Annotated in this window: 14 protein-coding genes; 7 read left to right on the forward strand and 7 right to left on the reverse strand. The window is 41.9% G+C overall.

Annotated elements, in window-relative coordinates; translation table 11 throughout:
• Positions 1-99: 99 nt before the first annotated feature.
• Positions 100-3,039, reverse strand: coding sequence for a peptidase domain-containing ABC transporter (locus ACE1AT_RS30115; protein ID WP_374874811.1), 2,940 nt, complete (start codon positions 3,037-3,039; stop codon positions 100-102).
• A 187-nt stretch (positions 3,040-3,226) separates the two neighbouring features.
• Positions 3,227-3,979, reverse strand: coding sequence for a peptidylprolyl isomerase (locus ACE1AT_RS30120; RefSeq protein ID WP_374874812.1), 753 nt, complete (start codon positions 3,977-3,979; stop codon positions 3,227-3,229).
• Positions 3,980-4,827: 848 nt separating this feature from the next.
• Between ACE1AT_RS30120 and ACE1AT_RS30125 the strand changes: the two genes are divergently transcribed.
• The 3 genes from ACE1AT_RS30125 (at position 4,828) to ACE1AT_RS30135 (ending at position 9,832) form a co-directional block, all read left to right on the forward strand.
• Positions 4,828-6,756, forward strand: coding sequence for a right-handed parallel beta-helix repeat-containing protein (locus ACE1AT_RS30125; RefSeq protein WP_374874813.1), 1,929 nt, complete (start codon positions 4,828-4,830; stop codon positions 6,754-6,756).
• A gap of 209 nt (positions 6,757-6,965) precedes the next feature.
• Entirely contained in the window at positions 6,966-8,852 is a 1,887-nt protein-coding gene (locus ACE1AT_RS30130) for a type I secretion C-terminal target domain-containing protein (protein WP_374874814.1), read from the forward strand.
• A gap of 155 nt (positions 8,853-9,007) precedes the next feature.
• Positions 9,008-9,832, forward strand: a complete 825-nt coding sequence (locus ACE1AT_RS30135; protein WP_374874815.1) for a CAP domain-containing protein — start codon at positions 9,008-9,010, stop codon at positions 9,830-9,832.
• Between the two features lie 43 nt (positions 9,833-9,875).
• Here ACE1AT_RS30135 and ACE1AT_RS30140 read toward each other — a convergent pair whose 3' ends face one another.
• The 3 genes from ACE1AT_RS30140 to lpdA all read right to left on the reverse strand — a co-directional run bounded on the left by ACE1AT_RS30140 (position 9,876) and on the right by lpdA (position 12,830).
• The gene (locus ACE1AT_RS30140; protein ID WP_374874816.1) at positions 9,876-10,127 is read right to left on the reverse strand and encodes a DUF5340 domain-containing protein; all 252 of its coding nucleotides are present in this window, start codon (positions 10,125-10,127) and stop codon (positions 9,876-9,878) included.
• Positions 10,128-10,239: 112 nt separating this feature from the next.
• Complete coding sequence (gene trpC / locus ACE1AT_RS30145; protein ID WP_374874817.1) at positions 10,240-11,127, reverse strand: indole-3-glycerol phosphate synthase TrpC; 888 nt, start codon at positions 11,125-11,127, stop codon at positions 10,240-10,242.
• 275 nt (positions 11,128-11,402) lie between these two features.
• Positions 11,403-12,830: a dihydrolipoyl dehydrogenase gene (gene lpdA / locus ACE1AT_RS30150; RefSeq protein ID WP_374874818.1), complete on the reverse strand. Its 1,428-nt coding sequence runs from the start codon at positions 12,828-12,830 to the stop codon at positions 11,403-11,405.
• A 362-nt stretch (positions 12,831-13,192) separates the two neighbouring features.
• On the opposite strand from lpdA, the gene ACE1AT_RS30155 reads away from it, so the two are divergent.
• The 4 genes from ACE1AT_RS30155 (at position 13,193) to lnt (ending at position 20,522) form a co-directional block, all read left to right on the forward strand.
• Complete coding sequence (locus tag ACE1AT_RS30155; RefSeq protein ID WP_374874819.1) at positions 13,193-14,851, forward strand: alpha-amylase family glycosyl hydrolase; 1,659 nt, start codon at positions 13,193-13,195, stop codon at positions 14,849-14,851.
• Between the two features lie 208 nt (positions 14,852-15,059).
• Positions 15,060-15,920: a bifunctional class I SAM-dependent methyltransferase/HIT family protein gene (locus tag ACE1AT_RS30160; RefSeq protein WP_374874820.1), complete on the forward strand. Its 861-nt coding sequence runs from the start codon at positions 15,060-15,062 to the stop codon at positions 15,918-15,920.
• Positions 15,921-16,234: 314 nt separating this feature from the next.
• A complete protein-coding gene (gene gyrA, locus ACE1AT_RS30165) occupies positions 16,235-18,862 on the forward strand; it encodes a DNA gyrase subunit A (protein WP_374874821.1) in 2,628 nt (875 codons plus the stop codon).
• Positions 18,843-20,522 carry an apolipoprotein N-acyltransferase gene (gene lnt / locus ACE1AT_RS30170; protein WP_374874822.1) on the forward strand — a complete coding sequence of 560 codons (1,680 nt, stop codon included), beginning with the start codon at positions 18,843-18,845 and terminating at the stop codon, positions 20,520-20,522. The genes gyrA and lnt overlap by 20 nt, the downstream gene beginning before the upstream one ends.
• Here lnt and ACE1AT_RS30175 read toward each other — a convergent pair.
• Both ACE1AT_RS30175 and ACE1AT_RS30180 read right to left on the reverse strand, forming a co-directional pair.
• The gene (locus tag ACE1AT_RS30175) at positions 20,476-21,063 is read right to left on the reverse strand and encodes a hypothetical protein (protein ID WP_374874823.1); all 588 of its coding nucleotides are present in this window, start codon (positions 21,061-21,063) and stop codon (positions 20,476-20,478) included. The two genes, lnt and ACE1AT_RS30175, sit on opposite strands and share 47 nt — an antisense overlap.
• Before the next feature lie 269 nt (positions 21,064-21,332).
• Positions 21,333-22,943, reverse strand: a complete 1,611-nt coding sequence (locus ACE1AT_RS30180) for a TrbI/VirB10 family protein (protein ID WP_374874824.1) — start codon at positions 22,941-22,943, stop codon at positions 21,333-21,335.
• Positions 22,944-22,948 lie beyond the last annotated feature (5 nt).

Raw genomic sequence — 22,948 nt, forward strand, 5'->3', positions numbered from 1 at the left:
GGGAGACAAGGAGGACAAGGGAGACAAGGGAAGGGGGACAAACAAAATAACTAATGACCCATGACCAATGACCAATGACAAATGACAATTGACAATTGACTATTCTTCTTGTCCTTGTTGTTGATAGAGACAGTAATATCGTCCTTTCATAGCCATGAGTTCGTCATGGGTTCCTTGTTCAGCGATCGCACCCCGATCCATGATGATGATGACATCGGCGTTTTTAACGGTGTTGAGACGGTGGGTGATGAAGAAGACAGTGCGCCCACTAAAGACTTCCATGAGGTTGTGACAGACTTGTTGTTCTGATTGGTAATCTAAGGCGCTGGTGGCTTCATCTAAAATCAGTAGTCGCGGATTTTGCAAAACTGTACGGGCGATCGCGATTCTTTGCCGTTGTCCACCGGAAAGTGCAGAACCCCGTTCCCCCACAATCGTGTTGTAGCCGTTGGGTAGTGCCATGATGAAATCGTGAGCAGCAGCAGCTTTGGCAGCAGCAATAATTTCTTCGGTAGTTGCTTCTGGGCGAATTAGGGCAATATTATCTTGAATTGTCCCTTCAAACAACAGGGTATCCTGTAATACCATTCCAATTTGACGACGCAGGGAATTTAACTCTACTTTTCTAATGTCATAACCATCTATTTGGATTTGCCCTGTTAAAGGTTCGTAGAGTCTGGGTAATAATTTTGTCATTGTACTTTTGCCGGAACCACTTTGTCCAACAATGCCGACAAAAGTACCAGGGGCAATATCAAGATTGATATTAAGCAGTTGCAAAGCATCGTCAGGATTGAAACCAAAGGAAACGCCTGTGTATTTGACTGCGCCTTCAATTTCTGGTAATTGGATATTTTGGCGATCGCTTGGTAATACTTCTGGGGGAGTGTCTAAGACATCAGCAAGACGTTCAATAGACAATGCTACTTCTTGAAAGTTCTGTGAAAGTTGAATCAGACGTAACAGAGGACTGGTAACATAACCAGCAATGATCCGAAAGGCAATTAATTGACCAAGGGTGAGTTGATTAGAAATCACTAAATGAGCGCCTGCCCACAACAACACAAAACTAGAGAATTGATTTAAAAATCCACTGATGGAGTTGGCGGTGCTGGAAGTTTGTACAGTTTTGAATCCAGCGCTGATGTAGCGGGTATAGCGATCGCGCCATTGCCACCGAGATTTTAATTCTATATTCTGAGCTTTGACTGTTTGAATCCCGGTGAGTACCTCAACTAAATAAGATTGAGTATCAGCATAGCGTTCGGCTTTTTTCCGTAATTGTCGCTGCACAATGGGAACCACAAAAGTTGTAAGCATGGCAAACAATGGCACACAAGCCAAAGCAACCAGTGTCAGCACCCAACTATAAAACAGCATGACGGCGATATAAATCACAGAAAACACCGCATCTAGGACTACGGTTAATGCTGTTCCTGTCAAAAAAGAACGAATATTTTCTAATTCATTAATTCGTCCTGCCAATTCTCCGACGCGACGACGCTCAAAGTAACTCAAGGGTAATCGCAACAGATGTTCAATAACTTCTGAACCCAGGCGGATATCAATGCGGTTGGTAGTATCAGCAAATAAATAAGTACGCAGACTCGTTAAGATTGCCTCAAATACTGCGATTACCAGCAAGAAAATCCCCAAAATATCGAGAGTATCGAGGCTTTTTTGCATCAATACATTATCAATGATGATTTGGGTAATAATCGGGTTTGCCAAACCAAATACTTGCACAAAAAACGAAGCAACCAGAACCTCAATCAATACCAAGCGATATTTGTAGATATAAGGCAAAAACCAACGCAGACTAAATTTTTCTGGACGTTCTTCTTCTGGTTTTTCGATCGCCAGGACTTGTCCTGATTGCCCCCAGATTTTACCAAATTCCGCTACTGAATAGTGAGAAATGCCTTTTTCTGGGGCAGCGACCACAATTTCATGTTCTGTGATTTTGTAGAGTAAGGCCAAGTTTTCTTGCCAGTAAATTACTGCTGGCGCACTTAAACGGTTGATAACGTTAACAGGGACTTTGACTAACTGGGCTTGCAAACCCATCATTTCGACAACAGCGCCTGCTACTTGCAGTGATATTTGCTTATGAGATTTAAGTTGATTTGTTAAGACTTTGCGAATTAAGTCACGGCGAAAAGAACCCCCTAAAATGCGATGTAGCATTTGGAAACATGCCAAGGGAGCATCGACAGTACCTTGTCCTGATACGAATATGGTGTCTGGTGGCGCTATATATTCGACAGCAGGATTAGGTGGGTATTCTGGGGCAGGGGAGATTGCTAGAGTGGAAGTATTGTGATTGCGAGATTTCTCTGTATGAGATTTCCAGGGAATACCGATTAAGCGGATTTCGGTTTCACTGTGCCAAATTTTTTGCTGGTTGTGATCTAACTGTAACCGACTACCAATGCTTATTCCGTCGAACATCCCAGCGCTGATTAACCAAAGGTAGTCATCATTCAATTCCTGCAAATTTAGTTTACCTGGTGGTGCATTCACCACCGTTGTTTGTTGCCAAACCTGACGCACTAAGTCTTTTAAATCGGTGGTTGCATCTGCTTGTCGTTGGAGTTCTAAACTCAGGAGTTCAAACACTTCTATGATCTGAGGACGCGATCGCACTGCTTGTTTAAACTCTGGTTGTGTAGCCATTAACTCTAGAAATATTGGTGCGTCTAGAGTAATGGCTATGACTTCGCTAGAGGCGATCGCTGCTTCGCAACTTACCCCACGTATTAATCCTAGCCAACCCAGGAACTCTCCTGGCTCTACGACTGTCAAACTAATTTGAGCAGCCCTACGCTGGTCGTAGCCCAATAGCCGCGCTTGTCCTTGATAAATTACGATTACTTGCGCTGGCATTCTTTCTTTAACCAAAATCCACTGTCCAGTGCGATATTGCAACAGTTGGCATTTCGCTGCAATTGTTTCTAAGGTGGCAAGTGGTAGTTTAGTGAAAGGGGGGGTGTCGGCTAAGAATTTTATGATGTCGGTTTGGGTAATAGCTGGCTTCATCTGAATTTCTCCTAGAAACTCCCACAAAACCTTGTGGCTTATCCACCAACTTTTAGACGTCGGTGGGGTTGGGGGAGAAAAAGTGTAATTTTTCTTGTCTCCTTTGCTCACAACCTCACTTACTGTCCCAAATTTCCACAAAGTCGGCTATCTGGGTTGCCCCTAAAACTGAGATAGTGTCAGTAGTTTATGCTGCCACAACGTCTACATTCTGGTTGGAGGATTGTAGACGCGTTTGCACTTGTTTTTGTATCCAGTTTTCAAATAGTTCATCCAATAACTGCTGCTGCATAGCGTCATCTAATTGTGCAGGTAGTAATTTTTCTAGGCGAATGATGACAAACCACTCGGCTATGGCCCGTGGTTTCCAAAGTTGGCCAGGTTTACTCACAGATAAGATTTGTTGAATGACTGGATGGGGTTGAGACAACGGAACTGGCCCTAATATCCCTGCTGTTTGTGCTTCTGGACCTTGGGAATATTTCTCGGCGGCGCTAGCAAAAGGTTGTTCTCCTTCACAAATCCGAAAATACAATTCCTGGGCTAGTCCTTCGTCTTGGGTACGAATTAGAGAATATACGACTTGATCTAAATTTCCTTTGCGTTGCATAAAGTAAGACTCTAATTTATTGCCCCACATTGCAAGCTGAAATTTTTTGATCAACACCGGGCGAATAGCCAATTCTTGCATAGCTGCTTCTGTTAGCTGGTGCTTTTGCAACCATGCTTGTTTTAACTTTGATGAGGTGAGTTGGTAACGCTGATAAAAGCTGTTAATTGCTGCTTGCTTCTCTAATTCTGTGCAACTGAAACAAGCGATCGCCTCATCTATAACTTTGGCGCGTAATACCTGCGGCAACAATTGATAACGATGTAGCAAAGACATTAACTGATCTGCCTGAAGTACTTCGTTACCCACTTGCAAGGTTTGTATCGTCATAATTCCTAGCTTGTGCGATCGGTTTATCTAATGTTTGAAAATTTATTTAAACATCTCACTGAGGTGAGAGGACACAAAAGTCAATCTACAAATAGATAGACCCTGTCTCTATTGGATATACATCAGGTTTTAAGTTGCATCAGGAATTTTTTTTATAAGACTTTGTCAATTTTTTATCCACACTATTGCTTCACTTCACCAAAACATTACATCATATACTGTTTTGCGACTTTTTTGACAAAGACTTATGATTTTTTTTACAGTAAAAACTTTCTCAAAAAATTTTTTTGGGTCAACAAAAATACTTGACAAAGCCATTTTCGCTGCACAGATTAACGAATATATCAAAAGCAAAATATAGCAATCTACTAAAAATGACTCAATTATGTCAAATTTCAATATATAGAAGTATATTAAAAATACCTGTATAAAGTTTATTGTTAGTACCTTGTGACAGTCTTTCAACTGTCACAACAAAAGCGTGAAAAAAGCTACTGTAGCTTTTATTCTGAATGAGTGTGAATGAGTGAACGGTTTCGTAGTCACCACTTTTTGTCGTAGTCGCAACAATCTCGTGAGTTCAACTATCCTGCACGGAAACTGATTTTAGGCGTATATATCTTTTCTGCTTCAAGAATTGCTTCAAAAATTGCATTAGTCACTTGTTCTAAATACACGTGCGTAAATACAAATGACTAATCACAAAACAAATGAGTTACTAGCTTCTGCGTACTAAAAGCAACAGTAGTTGCAAATAATTCTTATTTCAACTCTGTTGATCTTTTTCCCGTAGGTATATCAGGGAATCTACCATTTGGCGTTAATTTGGCGTGAATTAAAGGATTATCATGGGGAATACTCAAGGCACAAACCTAAGTGGGGTTTATGACTCGTCTAGCCAATTACCATTTTTGGATCACTTCAAAACGGCTAGTGACTTGATACCTCAAAATTCCCAAACAGGGGAAAAGCCGCAAGGAATTCAACTCAATCTAGATGAAAATGGCTGGGTAAAATCCTTACCCAACTCAGGAGTCAGTGTTTGGCAGGATCAAGGCTTAGGCACGAAAGATAACTGGTTAGATGCTGGCAAAGGAAACAGCCTATTTTCTCAGACAGAAGACAGACAATTCCTAAGCAACAATGGCAATCAAACACTCAGTGGTGACAATAGAGACGTTCTAACTGGAATCAAAGACAATGGGAGCAAGGATTTCAGCAATTCTGCTGATCAATCTTTAATACAGCCTAGTTCTGATACTCAATCAGAAACTAAAACTTCAGATGTTCTAGGTACGAGTATTGACTTTAGCAAATCTACCCAAGAACCGACTGTTCTAGCAGCGACTAAAGACTCAAGTCAATCCAATGGTTCTCAAAATATCTACTACGTTGCACCCGATGGCAGTGATGATAATCCAGGCACAGTTGAAAAACCTTGGAAAACTGTAAACCATGCGGTGAATGAGACTTCTCCTGTCAAGGCAGGTGACACGATTCTAGTTCAACCCGGAACCTACACAGAACTTATCACCCTTGGGAAATCTGGTGATGGTCAGTTGGGTGACATCACGCTTAAAGCTAATGGTGATGTGACTCTGCGTGACCCCGACCCCAATAATGGCTTTTTCCGGGAAGGAGTGATTCAGTCAGCTGGAAAAGGTAACTGGGTAATTGATGGCTTCCGGATTGAGAACACATCCTGGGCGGGAATTGCTTTGCGTGATGCCTATAACATGACTGTGCAGAACAACCACACCTACGAAACTGGTGCCTCCGGTATCATCGTCATGCCTGATACCTACTATAACGGTGGGGAAGCCGAGGTAACTAGTAAAAATATCAAGGTACTCAACAACACTGTTGAACGAGCTAGTTGGATTTGGAAGGGTAACGCTTCTAAAGAAGGCAATATCAACGATGGTTTTGACCTCAACACTGGAACACAGGAATCATTAAGTATCTGGGGCGTTGATGGTTTCGAGGTGGCTAATAACACTGTTAAAGAAGGCAACCGCGAAGGTATTGATATCAAAACTGGTTCCCGCAATGGTTCTGTTCACAACAATACTGTTACTGATCAAGCCTTAGTTAGCGGAACACCTGATGGTTACAGTGGTGGTCCTGGTCTCTATATTGAAGGCAACCGTGCTGATATGTTCAACATTGATGTTTACAACAATGTTGTTGCCAATAACACTGCTGGTGGACTTGTGATTACAGATGAAGTTCCCAATCAAGGGGATGTGTCTGGTATCCGTGTCTACAACAACATTGTTTTTGGCAATGGTAAAGACGGGGTAAATAGTGGTCAAGGAATTGGTGTCAGCAGTAATGTTAGTGATGTTCAAATCGTCAACAATACAGTTGATGGCAATGTTCAAGGTTTCTTGATAGATGGCTCTGATAACTATGGCGGTTATCGACCTCGTGACATTCTAGTTCGCAACAATATCTTCGCTAATAGTAGTTATCGTAATGGGTTCGTTGAAGATGCTGACAATGTGACCTTAGACCACAACTTATTCACGAATAAGTTTGCAAAAGGCTATGAAACCGGCAATGGAGTGAATAATTTGAAAGCTGAGAACAACACTCAGGCTGATTCGATTGGATTTGCTGATTTAAATGGCAAGAATTTCCAACTCACATCAAATTCGCCAGCAATTGATACTGGTTCCGCAGAAATTGGTGATTACGCAAAGCTGGATTACGACGCTAAACAACGTGGTCAAGGTCAAGGTACTGATATTGGTGCTTATGAGTTCCAGTCTTAGTAATGACACGTTCACTAAGCTAAAACCTTTACGCTTGGCTGGGTGTAAGGGTGTAGGGGTGTAGGGGAAATAACTAGGTTGGCAATCTGCTGTACAAGGAGGTTTAGGTAGTAAGCTTCTCCCCCTACACCCTGACACCCTCATACCCCTAAACCCAGTCACTACATATTCCAGGGAATCTACCATTTGGCGTTCATTAAAGGATAGTCATGGCGAATAATCTCGGCACAAATCTAAGTGGAGTTTCTTACTGGTCTAGCCAATTACCATTCTTGGATCACTTCAAAACGGCTAGTAACTGGATGCCTCAAAATTTCAAAACAGGTGAAAAGCCACAAGGAATTCAACTGAATCTAGATGAAAATGGCTGGTTAAAATCCTTACCAAAATCAGGAGAGAGTAATTATGATAGCGTTCAAACTCTGGTCAATCTGATCTCTCCCACGCCAGGAGTCAAAGAAAACTACCCTAGTGGTAAATACGTTGTTTTGTACGACGGTGAAGGCAAGTTAGAGTATGGGGCAGATGCCAAACTAGATACAGCTGCTTCTAAACCTGGTCGTGATGTGATTGATCTCACACCTTCTAGCAAGGGTATGTCTATATGGCTTACCCAAACAGATCCTAAAGGTACGGGAAATTATCTTCGCAACATTCATCTTGTACCGGAAACCGAGGAAAAAAACTACAAGACTCAGGTATTTAATCCTACCTTTGTCAATAAAATTGACAATTTTTCTACCCTCCGGTTTATGGATTGGATGGGTACTAACAACTCTCAACAGAGTGATTGGAAAAATCGACCGACAGTTGATACTTCTAATTACATTTACTCTAATAAGGGTGTGCCTGTAGAAGTGATGGTTGATTTGGCTAATCGAACCGGGGCTAATCCTTGGTTCAATATGCCTCACCAAGCATCGGATGAGTACATTGCCAACTTTGCCAAAGTTGTCAAAGAAAAACTCAACCCAAACCTGAAGGCTTATGTAGAATATTCCAACGAAGTGTGGAATGGGGTTTTTGGTCAACATCAATGGGCGCAAGACCAAGGGAAAAAGCTGGGTGGTGACTGGACAGACTGGCACAGTCGCCGTACAGAAGAGATGGGTGATATCTGGGATAAAGCTTTTGGTCAAGATAGCAATCGAGTAGTCACGGTACTCGGCGCTCAGAATGGTAATTTACAGTTGACTGATCAACTGATGCAGAAGGTGAAGGCGTATGATCCAAATTCTACAGTGGATGCGATCGCCATTGCCCCTTACCTGGGAATATTTGTGACTCCTGGTAAACAAGATTGGACAACCGCAGAAGCAGAAGTAGAAGGCTGGACAAAAGAATCAGATGGAGGTTTGAACAAAGTCTTTGACTACTTGCACAACACAGAACTACCTAAACAACTAGACAACATCAGCCAACAGTCAGAACAGGCTAAGAAATATGGTCTTGATTTAGTTGGCTATGAAGGCGGACAGCATCTTACAGGTCTTAGCGGATCAGAAAATAATGATGCGATCACGGATTTATTCATCAAGGCTAACCGTGATCCACGCATGGGTGAGTTGTATAGAGAATATCTCCAAGGTTGGGATCAGCTAACTAACGGTAGTGAATTAGTGATTTACAATGACATCACCACACCGACTAAATGGGGTGCTTGGGGTGCCTTAGAACACGTCAATCAATCTACTTCTCCGAAATGGGAGGCAGAACAAGACTTTATTAAGAGTAAGGCAGAAGTCAAAGGATATAGGCACGATCGCCTTGACAATGGTGATGGTATCGATATCCTTCTTGGTGATGCTGGAGGCGATCGCTTTATCTATGAAGATTTGCAAAATCAAGGTAATACCATTACCGATTTTGACACTAATCAAGATGCGATCGACTTGCGTCAAATTATGTCTGATTCAGCTTACACAAGCCCAAATCAATTTTCTGACTACCTGGAATTCAAACAAGTTGGTGCTGATACAGCCGTTCGCCTAGACATGGATGGAAATCAACAATCCGGCGGTTTCGAGAATTTCATCATGTTGCCAAACGTTGATGCATCAAGCTTAAAACCCAGTAACTTTGTTCTCAGTTCGTAGGGATCTCCTTCAAAGCATAGTTTTCTTTGTGTCTTTGTGTCTTAGTGGTTAAATACAGATTTATTTTTCACCACAAAGACACCAAGACACCAAGTCGCATCATAAGTGGGGTCAATACAAAAAATCTATTTTGAAAACACCGAGGACAGTCATAAATGGCTTCAAACAACACGACATTTGAACAACAGGTTGTTGAACTAACTAACCAAGAACGAGCGAAGAATAATCTTCCTGCTTTGAAAGAGAATGCTGAACTCAACTATGTTGCTGACGAATATGCTAAACAGATGTCAGAACGTCGTGTTTTAAGTCATACAGGAGCAGATGGTTCTTTACCATGGGAGCGAGCTGAGGATATTGGTTATGAAGCGAAAACCATGGGAGAGAACATAGGCGCAGGTCAAACAACTCCTGAACAGGTGGTTCAAGATTGGATGAACAGTCCTGGACACCGGGAAAATATTCTCAATCCCAAATATACTGAAATCGGCACTGGTTTCCATAACAATTATTGGAGTCAGGAATTTGGTAGTGGTGATCTTAATCCTATTAGCAAGATACCAAACCCTCCATCTTCCGAGTTTTCTACATCTTCTGAACCAACACTTCAAGTAAATACTAATGATAGCCTCATCGGTGATCCAGGAGAAGATAAGTTGGCTGCTGGTGTTGTAGGCGATCGCTTGATGGATAACAATACACAAAATAAAGAAGATATCACTACTGATTTTGCTCCCAATCAATATGGAAGCGACTTACGTCAAATTTTGACTGACCAAGCTCATAGTAGTCCTAATCAATTCTCTGATTACCTCAAACCCCAACAAATTGGTGCTGATTCGATTGGTCGTCCGGACGCATTTGAGCATACAAAATTTGCTGGGTTTGATCATTCTTATTCTTCTGTGATGCCAAACTTAGATGCTTCTGAAGTTAATATTCACCCTTGTCTTCTTAGCGTCTTGGTGGTAAAAAGATAATTTTTTCAACACCAAGACACTAAGACGCCAAGAAATTTTCGAGTCAATCGGGTGAAGATATTTGCTCAGTATTCAGATGATTAAGTGACCAACGGTGATCAACATTCATAGATGAACACTGACAAATTTCTTCTAAATGTTTTTGTTGAACAGCAGCTTTGCGGAGAGTAATGATTAGCTGATTCACTTGATTTCGCAGTTCTGGATTATTACTCACTGCTAACATTGTTTGTCTTTCTAGTAGTTGCAGTATGAGTTCATAATGGATGGGTGAAGGTAGAGGAATTTGCTCCATGAAGTTTATTTTTAATTGTACCTTTTGATTTCAAATCCAAGACTGTGTGTTAATCAGCGAATTGTTACATAGACGACAAAGATTTGCTTGAATCCTGTTTTTACTAAGATAATTAAGCTTTGGTGAACAGATTAGCGATCGCTAATTTTGGATCTGGTTGTTTGACTAATGATTCACCAATGAGTACGGCAGAAGCTCCTGCTTGTTCTACTACATTTAGATCATCTGGGGTATGTAATCCTGACTCACTTACAACAAGAATGTTCCGTTCCTGTAAGTCTTTACCTCTTGCTAATAAAACTTGACAAGTGGTTTGTAAATCAACAGAAAAATCTTCGAGGTTGCGGTTATTAATTCCTATCAAAGAAACACCATCTAGAGTCAATACACGGTCAAGTTCTGTAAGAGTATGGACTTCAATTAATGCTGTCATATTGAGAGCATTGGCAATCTTGACAAAGTATTGTAAATCTTGATCGCTGAGGATAGCTGCAATGAGCAAAACTGCATCTGCTCCAAGAATACGGGCTAGATACATTTGATAGGGATAAATAATAAATTCTTTACATAATAAAGGTAAATCGACAGCAACGCGAATTTTAGCTAAATTATCAAAGCTACCTTGAAAAAACTTTTCATCCGTTAACACTGAAATGCAACTAGCACCAGCTTGTTGATATTGCAAAGCGATCGCCACTGGGTCAAAATCTTCTCTGATTACACCTTTGCTGGGAGAAGCTTTTTTGACTTCAGCAATCAAAGCTGGTTTAGTTTTACCATTTCGCAGTGCTGCCACAAAATCGCGAGTTGGGGGTGCAGTTAAAGCTTGCTTTTGCAACTCCTTTAGGGGTTGCTTTTCGCGCATTTGGTCTACTTCTTCTTCTTTTTGCCAAACAATTTTTTCTAAGATATTCATTGGTTCAGCATCATGAGTAGCAACCTGATATCTTAAGCTAGACACTGCAACACTTGGGTTTGGTGGACGGCGACGGATTTGCATAGTAGGAATCGGGGATAAGGGATCGGGGATCGGGGATTGGGGATTGGGGAAAAGGGGATTGGGGATTGGGGAAAAGGGGATTGGGGAAAAGGGGATTGGGGATTGGGGATTGGGGATTGGGGATTGGGGATTGGGGAAAAGGGGATTGGGGATTGGGGATTGAAGAAAGGGAAAAGGGACTCGAAACTAGGTATTAAGGATTGAGGACCAGGAACTAGGAACTAGGAACTAGGAACTAAATTATTTCCTGATCCCCGATCCCTGATCCCCGATCCCTAACTGGCTGCTCGTTTATAAGCTTCGTCTAGGACTTCTGAGAGTGTGGGGTGGGCGTGAACTAGATGGGCGAGGGTGTGGACAGATTGACGGTTGGCGATCGCGGCTGAGGCTTCGTGGATGAGGTCGGAGGCGTGCATTCCAAAAATATGGACTCCTAGAACTTCACCGGTGTCTTTACGATAAATTACTTTTGCCATACCATCGGCTTCGCCTTCTGCCAAGGCTTTAGAATTACCTTTGAAGTAACTTTTTGCCACTGCGACTTCAAAACCTTCGGTGGTGGCTTTTTCCTTGGCTTGTGCTTCGGTCATCCCGACATAGCTAACTTCTGGGTGAGTGAAAGCGGCTGCGGGGATACTTAGATAGTCTACCTGTTTATGTCTACCGCAGATATTTTCTACTGCTACAATACCCTGAGCAGAAGCAGCGTGGGCTAGCATCATTTTGCCGGTAGCATCACCAATTGCCCACAAATGTGGAACGGGTTCGCCTCCACTTAACACAGCCATGGTGTCATTGACGGGAATAAAATTCCTGCGGTCTAACTCTACACCGATTGATTCTAAACCGAGATTTTGAGTAGCTGGGATGCGTCCGGTTGCTACTAAACAAGCATCAACTTCTAGCACATCTACATCTTCTTTGGTTTTGAAGTTGGCTAATTCAATCACCACTGGTGAACCTGGGATGACTCTTTTGGCGTATATCCCCACATGAGTTTCAATATCGCGGGGAGTAATTAGCACCCGTTCGGCAAGTTTGGCAATATCACGATCAAATCCTGGCATTAATTGATCGAGTGCTTCGATCATGGTGATTTCGCAGCCCAAAGCCGAGTAAACGTCCGAAAATTCCAAGCCAATGTAACCACTACCAATAATTGCTACCCAATCTGGCAATGACTCTAATTTTACACCTTGGTCGCTGGTAAATACTGTTTTACCGTCTACTTCAATGCCAGGAGGGACGAAGGGAACGGAACCAGGAGAAAGAATAATATCTTTGGCAGTGATTGTTTTTTCACCACTATCTGTAATTACACTTACTTTTTGAGTGCCTGCGATTTTGCCCCAACCTCGAATAATATCAACGCTCAAACGTTTGAGGCTGTTGGTTAAGTCGCCTTGAATTTTTGCGACAAGATTGTTAGCGTGGTTGGCGATCGCTTGTCGCTCAAATTGTACACCTGCGACTTGAATTCCCAACGCTTTCAGGTGATGGGCGTCTCTTAGTTCCCGTACACGTCCAGAGGCTGCTAGCAATGCCTTAGAAGGAATGCAGCCTCGGTTGACACAGGTTCCCCCCATATCAGCCGCTTCAATGATCGCTGTCTTCAAACCACAGCTAACGGCGTGCAAGGCAGCTCCATGTCCGCCTACTCCAGCGCCGATAATCACTAAATCATAATCAAATCCTTGACTCACGTTAGTTTCCCCGTGTGCATTGCCCTATATATTTTTAAACTGACCAAGCAATCAGTGCAAGTTTCTTTAATTTTAGGTCGTTGGGGGGGATTGGGGACAAGGAGGAGAAGGGGGACAAGGGGGAAACGCAAAATCACTAAAAAGCCTTATGACGAATAACAAATGACAAATGACTATTGTACAGACGCGATTAATCGCGTCTCTTACCTAACTTAATTATTTTTCTGATTATTTCTTAAATATTTATTCCTGAAGATAGAGTCATTGTTATTTATTTATTTCTAGGGAAAGATTGGCTATTTTTTTAGAAAATTAGAGAATAATCATGCAAGGATTCACTAACTTAAATAAACTTAAGTATTATGGCGAAGCCAATTGAATTTAATCTATTTGCCCCATATAACAAAGCAGCAGCTTTAATTGGTTCTTTTTCTGATTGGCAAGAAATTCCAATGGAGAAAGGTGAGGATGGTTATTTCCGTACCACAGTTGAATTAGAGGATGGAGATTATCAATATAAATTTCGTGTACAGTCAAAATCATGGTTTTTTGAAGAAGACCAATGGGTTGATGTTACAGATCCTTATGCAATAGATATAGATGAATTAAGTGGTCAAGATAACGGTATTGTACATATCAAAGATGGAGAAAGAATAGTTGATACTTATGTTTGGCAGCACGATGATAAACCTTTACCTGCTGACCATGAGTTAGTAATTTATGAATTACATGTTGGTGACTTTTCTGGTGGTGAAGATGATCCTTACGCACGCGGAAAGTATAAGCATGTAGTTGAAAAATTAGATTATCTCTGTGAATTGGGTATTAATGCTATTGAGTTAATGCCTGTGAAAGAATATCCAGGTGATCATAGCTGGGGTTACAATCCCCGCTATTTTTTTGCCACAGAATCAAGTTATGGTCCGACATCTGGTTTAAAGAATCTGATTGATGAGTGTCATGCTAGAGGAATTCGCGTGATTATGGATGGGATTTATAATCACTCAGAAGCATCTAGTCCATTAACTCAAATTGATCACGATTACTGGTATCATCATTCTCCACGTGACCCTGATAATAGCTGGGGTCCTGAGTTTAATTACGAATTCTATGATGAAAATTTAGAGACTTATCCTGCACGAAAATTTATCGGTGATACAATCCGTTTTTGGATTGAAGAATATCATCTTGATGGTATTCGCTATGATGCAGCGCGTCAAATTGCGAATTACGACTTCATGCACTGGATTGTACAAGAAGCTAAGAAAACTGCTGGTGCAAAACCTTTTTATAATGTTGCCGAATATATTCCTGAAACTACCAGCGTCACCAATGTCGATGGTCCAATGGATGGTTGCTGGCATGATAGTTTCTATCACTGTATTAAGGAACATATTTGTGGTGAAACATTTGATTTAGAACGACTCAAAGATGTTATTGACTGTAAGCGTCAAGGCTTTATGGGCGCTACAAATGTTGTCAATTATGTGACAAATCATGACCATAATCATTTGATGGTTGATTTAGGCGATCGCAACATTTTTGATGAGGAAGCCTTCCGAAGAATTAAGCTTGGTGTTGCAATTTTAATGACGGCTGTTGGTGTACCTTTAGTTTGGATGGGTGAAGAGTTTGGTGAGTACAAACCTAAGACTCCAGAATCAGCAAAAATTGACTGGAAACTACTAGGTAATGATTTGAATCGCGGTTTATTTGAGTACTACAAAGGTTTAATTAGCCTGCGTAAACAAAATCATGCTCTTTACACAGAAAATATTGACTTTATCCATGAAAATCCAGAGGCAAAAATATTAGCTTATAGTCGCTGGAATGATGAAGGTTCCCGTGTGGTTGTGATCACTAATTTCTCGGAAAATTTCTTAGCTGGTTATCACGTTCCTAATTTTCCCAACGGTGGAAAATGGCACGAATGGACAGGAAACTATGATGTCGAAGCTGGCGATGATGGGATTATGATTGATATTGGTCCTTACGAAGCAAAAGTGTTTGTTTGGCACTAAGAGATAGTTTGCTGTCTGAGTGGTGAAAATTTGCTAACCACCAAGACTATAAAACACAAAGTGAATGCGATCGCGATTTTTACCTGAACTAAAAGTCGCGATCGCTTTTTTGTGGACGTGAGTGCGATCGCTTCATAAAATTGATCAGAACACTTGATTATAATTAGCGAACGCTTCTTGCAAGTCTTCCTAGAAGATTTATTTTTTCATGAAAAAGCACAAAAATCAATTTAGCCACTTCACAGCCATCGAAAGAGTTTATCTATCAGTACCGACAAATTTTTTATTAGATAAAAATCTGCTTCAAGGTAAAGTCCTAGACTTTGGTTGTGGCTTTGGCAATGATGTTAAATTATTGCGAAAAAAAGGATTTGATATTACAGGTTATGATCCTTATTATTTTCCCCAATATCCGACAGATAAATTTGACACAATAATTTGCATTTATGTTTTAAATGTTTTATTTTCTGAAGAACAAGCAAGTGTTCTCATGGAAATTTCACATTTATTAAAACCGGGGGGCAAAGCTTATTATGCAGTGAGAAGAGATATCAAAAAAGAAGGTTTTCGAGAACATTATATCCACAAAAAACCTACATATCAATGTATTGTTAAACTTCCTTTTCAATCAATTCAGTTAGATGAATCTTACGAAATTTATGAGTACAAGCATTATAATCTCCAGAGAAATTCTTCTAATAATTGCATATTTTGTAATCCTTACAAACACCTCACAGTATTAACTGAGTCAGCAACAGCCTATGCAATGTTTGATGGTTATCCTGTGAGTAAAGGTCATGTTTTAATTATCCCAAAACGCCATGTGAGTAATTATTTTGAGCTACCATTTAAAGAGCAATCTGCTTGTTGGCTGATGGTTAATAAAGTGCAAGCAATTCTCAACCAAGAATTTGCACCCGACGGTTTCAATGTAGGAATGAACATCAACCGAGATGCAGGTCAAAATATGATGCACGCCAGTATTCATATTATTCCACGCTATAAAGGTGATACTGTTGGTGCTAAAGGTGGCATCAGAAATGTGATTCCGAGAAAAAACAGTTTGTAGTTTGCGATCGCTTTTTGTGTGGACAAACTCTTGGATGTTGTTAGCACTTGCGTTAAAACAGATTGCAGCAGCTATTGCACCAGATGGGTGATCGCGCCGACAACAAGGGCATAAAAATATATCTCTTCCTACACCCCTACGCTCTTACAACCCTACACTTCTACACCCCGTTTGCTCTTGCTTAACAGCCAGAAATGGACAATTTGTGCTAAAATTGTAACAAATTATGGCAATTATTCAAGCTTAGTTTGTAATAATCTTGCTTATTTCCGCTTTAATCGCTAAAACTAGCCATTATTGGAGTTTTTTAGGCTATGACAACCTCTCAGGAGAGGATTATCCCTACAGATCTGCGAAACGAAATGTCCAGGTCTTACCTGGAGTATGCCATGAGCGTCATTGTTGGACGGGCGCTACCAGATGCCAGGGATGGTCTGAAACCTGTCCATCGGCGTATCCTCTACGCTATGCATGAGTTGGGGTTGACCTCAGACCGTCCCTTCCGTAAATGTGCGCGTGTTGTAGGGGAAGTTTTGGGTAAATATCACCCCCACGGCGACACAGCAGTGTATGATGCCTTGGTACGGATGGCGCAGGATTTTTCCATGCGATCGCCTTTAATTGCAGGGCATGGTAATTTTGGCTCTGTAGATAACGATCCTCCGGCGGCCATGCGTTACACCGAATGCCGCTTGCAAGCTTTGACTAGCGATGCTCTACTCCAAGATATCGAATCAGAAACCGTAGATTTTGCCGACAACTTCGACGGTTCGCAGCAAGAACCGACCGTGTTACCCGCACGATTACCACAGTTGTTATTAAATGGTTCTTCAGGGATCGCTGTCGGGATGGCTACCAACATCCCGCCCCATAATTTGGGTGAATTGATTGATGGGTTAGTAGCAGTGATACATAATCCAGAAATAACTGATACCCAATTAATGCAGTATATCCACGGGCCTGACTTTCCCACGGGCGCTCACATTCTTGGTACTGCGGCGATTAAAGAAGCTTACACCACTGGACGCGGTTCTATAACGATGCGTGGTGTAGCAAATATTGAAACTATCGAAATGCGGGGACGCCCAGAAAGGGAAGCAATTATCGTCACCGAGTTACCCTATCAAACCAACAAAGCAGCATTAATTGAGAAAATCGCTGAGTTGGTAAACGACAAGCGCATCGAGGGAATTGCTGACATCCGAGATGAAAGCGATCGCGATGGGATGCGAATTGTGATCGAACTCAAGCGCGACGCCTATCCCCGTGTAGTTCTGAACAATCTCTACAAGCAAACGCCCCTGCAAGCTAATTTTGGGGCAAATATGCTGGCGTTGGTCAACGGTGAACCCCAAATCCTCACCATCAAGCAGTTTCTACAAGTATTTCTGGATTTTCGTATCGAAGCGATCACCAGACGCACCCAGTACGAACTGCGGAAAGCTGAAGAACGTGACCATCTCTTGCAAGGGTTATTAATTGCCCTATCTCACCTCGATGAAATTATTGCTTTAATTCGCCACGCTGCGGATACACCAACAGCCAAAGGAGAATTAATCACAACTTACGGACTATCAGAAGTGCAAGCAGATGCAATTTTACAAATGCAACTGCGACGCTTAACAGCCCTAGAAGCAGATAAAATCAGCCAAGAACACGAAGCATTACAAGCTCAAATCGCCGACTTGCAAGATATTTTGGCAAAGCGTGAACGGATACTGCAAATTATCGAAACCGAAATCCAGTATCTCAAAACTAAATTTGCTACACCTCGGCGGACGTTAATTACTCACGGCGAAGGCGACTTAGAAGACATAGACTTGATCGCCAACGAAAAAGCGATCATTTTAATCACCGAGCAAGGTTATATCAAACGGATGCCCGTTAACACCTTTGAGGCCCAAAACCGTGCCACCAGAGGTAAAGCGGCTGCCAAAGTCAAAGACGATGATGGCGTCGAACATTTCTTGACATGCTGTGACCACGATAGCCTGTTATTCTTTAGCGATCGCGGTGTGGTTTACAGCCTCAAAGCCTACCAAATTCCCGTAAGTTCCCGTACCAGTCGCGGCACAGCGATTGTGCAGATGTTGCCAATTCCCAAAGAAGAAAAAATTACCTCCATCGTACCCGTCAGTGAGTTTACCAGCGATGAGTATTTGGTCATGCTCACCAAAGGTGGCAACATCAAGAAAACCGTATTGGAAGCTTTTAGTCATATTCGTGCCAACGGCTTAATTGCCATTTCCCTAGAAGAAGGCGATCAACTGCGTTGGGTACGACGGGCAAAAGTCGAAGACAGCGTGATCATTGGTTCCCGTCAAGGTATGGCGATTCACTTCCGTTGTAACCATGAACAACTGCGTCCTCTCGGTCGTGCTACTCGTGGTGTGAAATCCATGAAACTCAAGGCTAAAGATGAATTGGTAGGAATGGATATTCTACCCGCAGCCGTTCTAGATAATTTGGCCCCAGTCTCAGAAGCAGAAATCGAAGCAATCGAAACCGAAGCAATCGAAACTGAAGCAATCGAAACCGAAGCAATCGAAACCGAAGCAATCGAAACCGAAGAAACCACAGAAGTACCAGGTAACGCCTATCAAGGGCCGTGGGTACTGGTAATTACAATTGGAGGTTACGGTAAACGCGTACCCGTTGCCCAGTTCCGCTTGCAAAATCGGGCTGGTCAAGGTTTAATGGCAACCAAATTCAAAAACCGCAAAATCAAAGACCAACTAGCCAACTTACACATTGTCAATAACGACGATGAAATTATGATGGTTACAAGTCGCGGTATCATCATCAGACAGGCAGTAAATGCAATTTCCGTCCAATCCCGTTCTGCCACAGGGGTACGTGTACAACGTCTAGACGAAGATGATGTAATTACAGGAGTAGCGATCGTTCCCCCCGATACTGGTGATGCGACAGAACCAGAGTAATAAAAGATACGGGGACACAGAGACGCGGGGACGAGGAGAAACCTTTACTCTCCGTGTCAGCTCCTCTTTGCTTTTGCGTTTCGTGATCGCCGCCTTGAGCGGTATTTTGATGGGGCTGACCGTCGCCCCCGTCAATGCTTGGTTTTTAGCATGGTTCGCCTTAGCACCGCTATGGGTGTTAGTCATTAAAAATGAAAAATTAAAGATTAAAAATGACTTGCAAAACCCTTCATCTTTAATCTTTAATTCTCAATTTTTCATAGGTTTAGCTTGGGGTATTGGTTATCACGGTTTAGCCCTATCTTGGATCACAGGAATTCACCCCATGACTTGGATGGGGGTTCCTTGGTTAGCAAGTTTGGGAATAGCTGTTTTTTGTTGGGTATTTATCACTCTCTGGGGTGCTGCATCTGTGGCAATGTGGGCAACAGGGATGAGAATTATTTGTTATTCTATGCCACAACCCTACGCTCGTGTTCTCATTGGTACTGCCTTGTGGTGTGGTATCGAGACTATCTTGAGTTGGGGGGCTTTGTTCTGGAGTTCTATTTCATACACACAAAGCCCGTATAATCTGGTAATTTTGCATCTTGGTCAACTTTCCGGTCCCTATGCCGTAACAGCTGCGATCGTCGCCGTCAATGGACTGATTGCTGAAGCTTTTATCAACCGCGATACACGCGAATCCGGTTGGCGATTCGTGAATAAATATTTAATTACCGCCGCGGGTTTGTTAATTACCGTACACTTAACTGGTTTTGTTTTATACACCCGTCCTCTAGTTCAACCGCCAGCCGCAGCCCTGAAGGTCGGAATTATTCAAGGTAACATTCCTAACCAAATAAAACTTTATCCAGAAGGCTTGCGTCGGGCTTTAGAAGGCTATACTACTGGGTATCTAAACTTAGCAGACCAAAAAGTAGACGCTGTACTGACGCCAGAAGGGGCTTTACCTTTCTTTGAGCGTAATCTTATACGTAGTTCCTTGGTGGCGGCGGTGCGATCGCAAGGGGTGGTAGCTTGGATTGGCGGTTTTGGACAAAAGGGAAAAAGTTATACAAATAGCTTGCTAACTGTCACAGGAGATGGTAGGGTTTTCAGCCGTTACGACAAGGCGAAGTTAGTACCCATTGGTGAATATGTGCCGTTTGAAGAACTTTTAGGTGGGATTATTAGTCGCTTGTCACCACTGGATGAACACCAAGTTCCTGGTTCACCAAATCAAATTTTTAACACGCCTTTTGGTCGTGCGATCGCAGGTATTTGTTACGAATCTGCTTTTCCCGAAGTATTTCGCTATCAAGCTCAAGCAGGCGGACAGTTTATTCTCAGTTCATCAAATGATGCTCATTACAGTGCATCAATGCCAGCACAGCATCATGCCCAGGATATCATGCGGGCAATTGAAACTGATAGATGGGCAGTACGGGCGACAAATACAGGATATTCAGCTTTTGTAGATCCCCACGGGAGAACAAAATGGATATCGGGACATAATACTTACGAGATTCACGCTGAAACGATTTATCGTCGCCAGACACAGACTTTATATGTGCGTTGGGGTGATTGGTTGACGCCGTTGTTATTAGTATTAGCTGGAGGAATATGGCTGGTCAATTTTTTGACTGTCCAACTCTCACGCAAGCAGGAGTTGAACTAGCAGTAGGGGGGTCAGGGTAAATTGCTAAAGTATGATATTGGGGAGCGCCAGTATCATAGACAATTTCAAAGGTGTATAACTTGTTTTTCCCGCTTCCTTCAGTAACTACTGTTAAAAGTGTTTTATTAGTGTTAGGTAGACCAGGAATATTTATTTTCTCAATTCGTCTGAGTTGAATTACATGTGCTGCGGAGTTTTTACAATCTCCGGTGTTGTTATTGCGGTCTGGACCAAACTGCATACACATTGGCCCATCAAAATCCATTGTCACCTGGGATGGGTCATTTAACCAAACTTTTTTAATTGTTTCTCCAGATGGAATAAAACTTAAATTTGTCCCTTGCTGAAACCAGACGTTGACAGTAGGTGTTGCTCCTCCTAAACCTTGCGCTTGACAAGAAAATATAGAACGGAGAACAGCATTATTAGCTAAAGCACGACCTGCTACCATGATGATTGCAGCAGAAAAAATTAGAGAAGCTAGAGTTAATAAATAAGAATTTTTTGGGGGTTTGAATTGTAGGTTAATGTGATGTTTCATATCATGTCCACTTGAACACTTATACTACAATACGCTTGGTGTTAAGGATTTTTGGTACAGAAAATTGGTCTGTAGAGACGCGAAATTACCCTGCGGGATCTTGGGGCTTAATTGAAGCGTATTGACTTATACTATCCATTGAGGTCGGTAAGTGGTAAAAAAACAAATGATCGCTAATTTCTTGATGTTACAAGAAAGCGGATTTATCTGTGGGAGCAATCCAAAATCTAAGATCCAAAATCCAAAATTGTTTGACGACCCACTTAATATTAAAGCTGCATGGTTTGATTGATATATATTTCTATTTCTTTTCCGGCTGGTAAAAACCAAATATTAGTGCGTTGCATTGCTTGAGAGATCGCCTGTTGATTACGCTGGGTAATTTGGGGAACTACTGTTCTCACACCACCCTCCAAAATTCCAGCTAAGAGATTGCGTCGGGGATTGCTGTTGGTAACAACAGTACCTGTAGAAGTGGTAGTAACTTGCGATTCTGTACGATTAAACAATTCTGCGGCTTTACCAATCCCCCCCAATACGAATTGTTGAGCATCAATCATGCTAGTGGATGTTCCTTTCTTATATTGGTTAGCAACTAGAGGTTTACCTGCTGAGGCACGAATGAGGATGGCGTTTTGTGGTAAGCTTTGCTCTATCAAGTTGCCATTGTTTTCCCTAACTACTTTGACTACATCTAACTGCACCAAACCTTGTTCAGAAATAGAACTAACTTGAGTCAATAACTCAGTTTTTTCTGGTAATACAACCTCACCATTTGTTGATTTTAATGGTTCTTTTAAGCGAACTACAAAGACATTTTGAGGACTGTTATCTTTCTTATTATTGTTTGTCGCTCTACTAGTTTCTCCAAAGACAGCAGTAGCTAATACAGCTTTTACACTAGTTCCTACTCTTACAGACTTTGGACTATTTGATTGTGCTTGACTAACAATAGAACTTGGTGGTTCTGGCGTATTATCCTGGGATTGAGAGTTGGCCGTTTGTGGCAGAATTTGAGTATTTTGTACAGGTACAGGTACAGAAGTTGGACGATTTACATTGGTATTATTAGGTGTAGCAACAGCTAAAACTTGACCATAGCTACCCAATTTCGATAATCTTGCCCATTCCTGCAATGGATCTGGTGTGGGTTGGGGAGTGAATTGAACTGTTGGTTGAGTTTCTGGTGTGGGAACTACAGGTAGCGGTGAAGTAGATTGTGGTGGAGTTTGGGGTACTGTGACGATCCGCGTTACTACCCTTGGCGGCATGTAAACTGTTTTTGTAGGTGTAGGTGTTTTTTGCAAAGCAATTTTGGCTCTGTTATCTCTGGAATTTGCTACCTGAGAAGTTGGTTGTGCTGGTGTGACTTTTTGAGTTCTTAGCTGTTGCTGTGCTAATTTCACTGCTTGCGCTTGTTCAGCTAAGGCTAATTTTGTTTTTAAAGTCTCTACTTCTCCTTCTAGTTGTTGTAGGCGCGTCTCAGTAGTTGTTTGCGGCGTTTTTGGTGAAACTATATTAGTTTTTCTGGGTTTTTGATTGCTAGTACTCATCAGCTGTGACAAAAAAGCACCAGCCACTAAAACTAAAGCAAAAGTGGTAGTCCCTACCAAGGCTAATTTAGCAAAAGGATTTGATGAGAAGGCCTGCTTAGTGGAAGCTTCTGGCGCTGGGGAAGGTGAAGATGGCTGTGGTAAGTTGACTGCATCTTCTTCTGTTTCTGTTTGTGTTTCAATGGTTGGAGACTCCTCCTCAAAGCCAACCAATTTTGCCATTTGCAGTTCCCAATCAGATAATCCTAGTTCCGGTTGGTAATTCTCATTAATCGGAGTATCTATATTTTCTGGATGAGTTTCTGAAGGAATAGAATATCGAGTCATAATAA

Origin of the sequence: Pelatocladus sp. BLCC-F211, assembly GCF_041928655.1 — a bacterium.
Lineage (GTDB): Bacteria > Cyanobacteriota > Cyanobacteriia > Cyanobacteriales > Nostocaceae > Pelatocladus.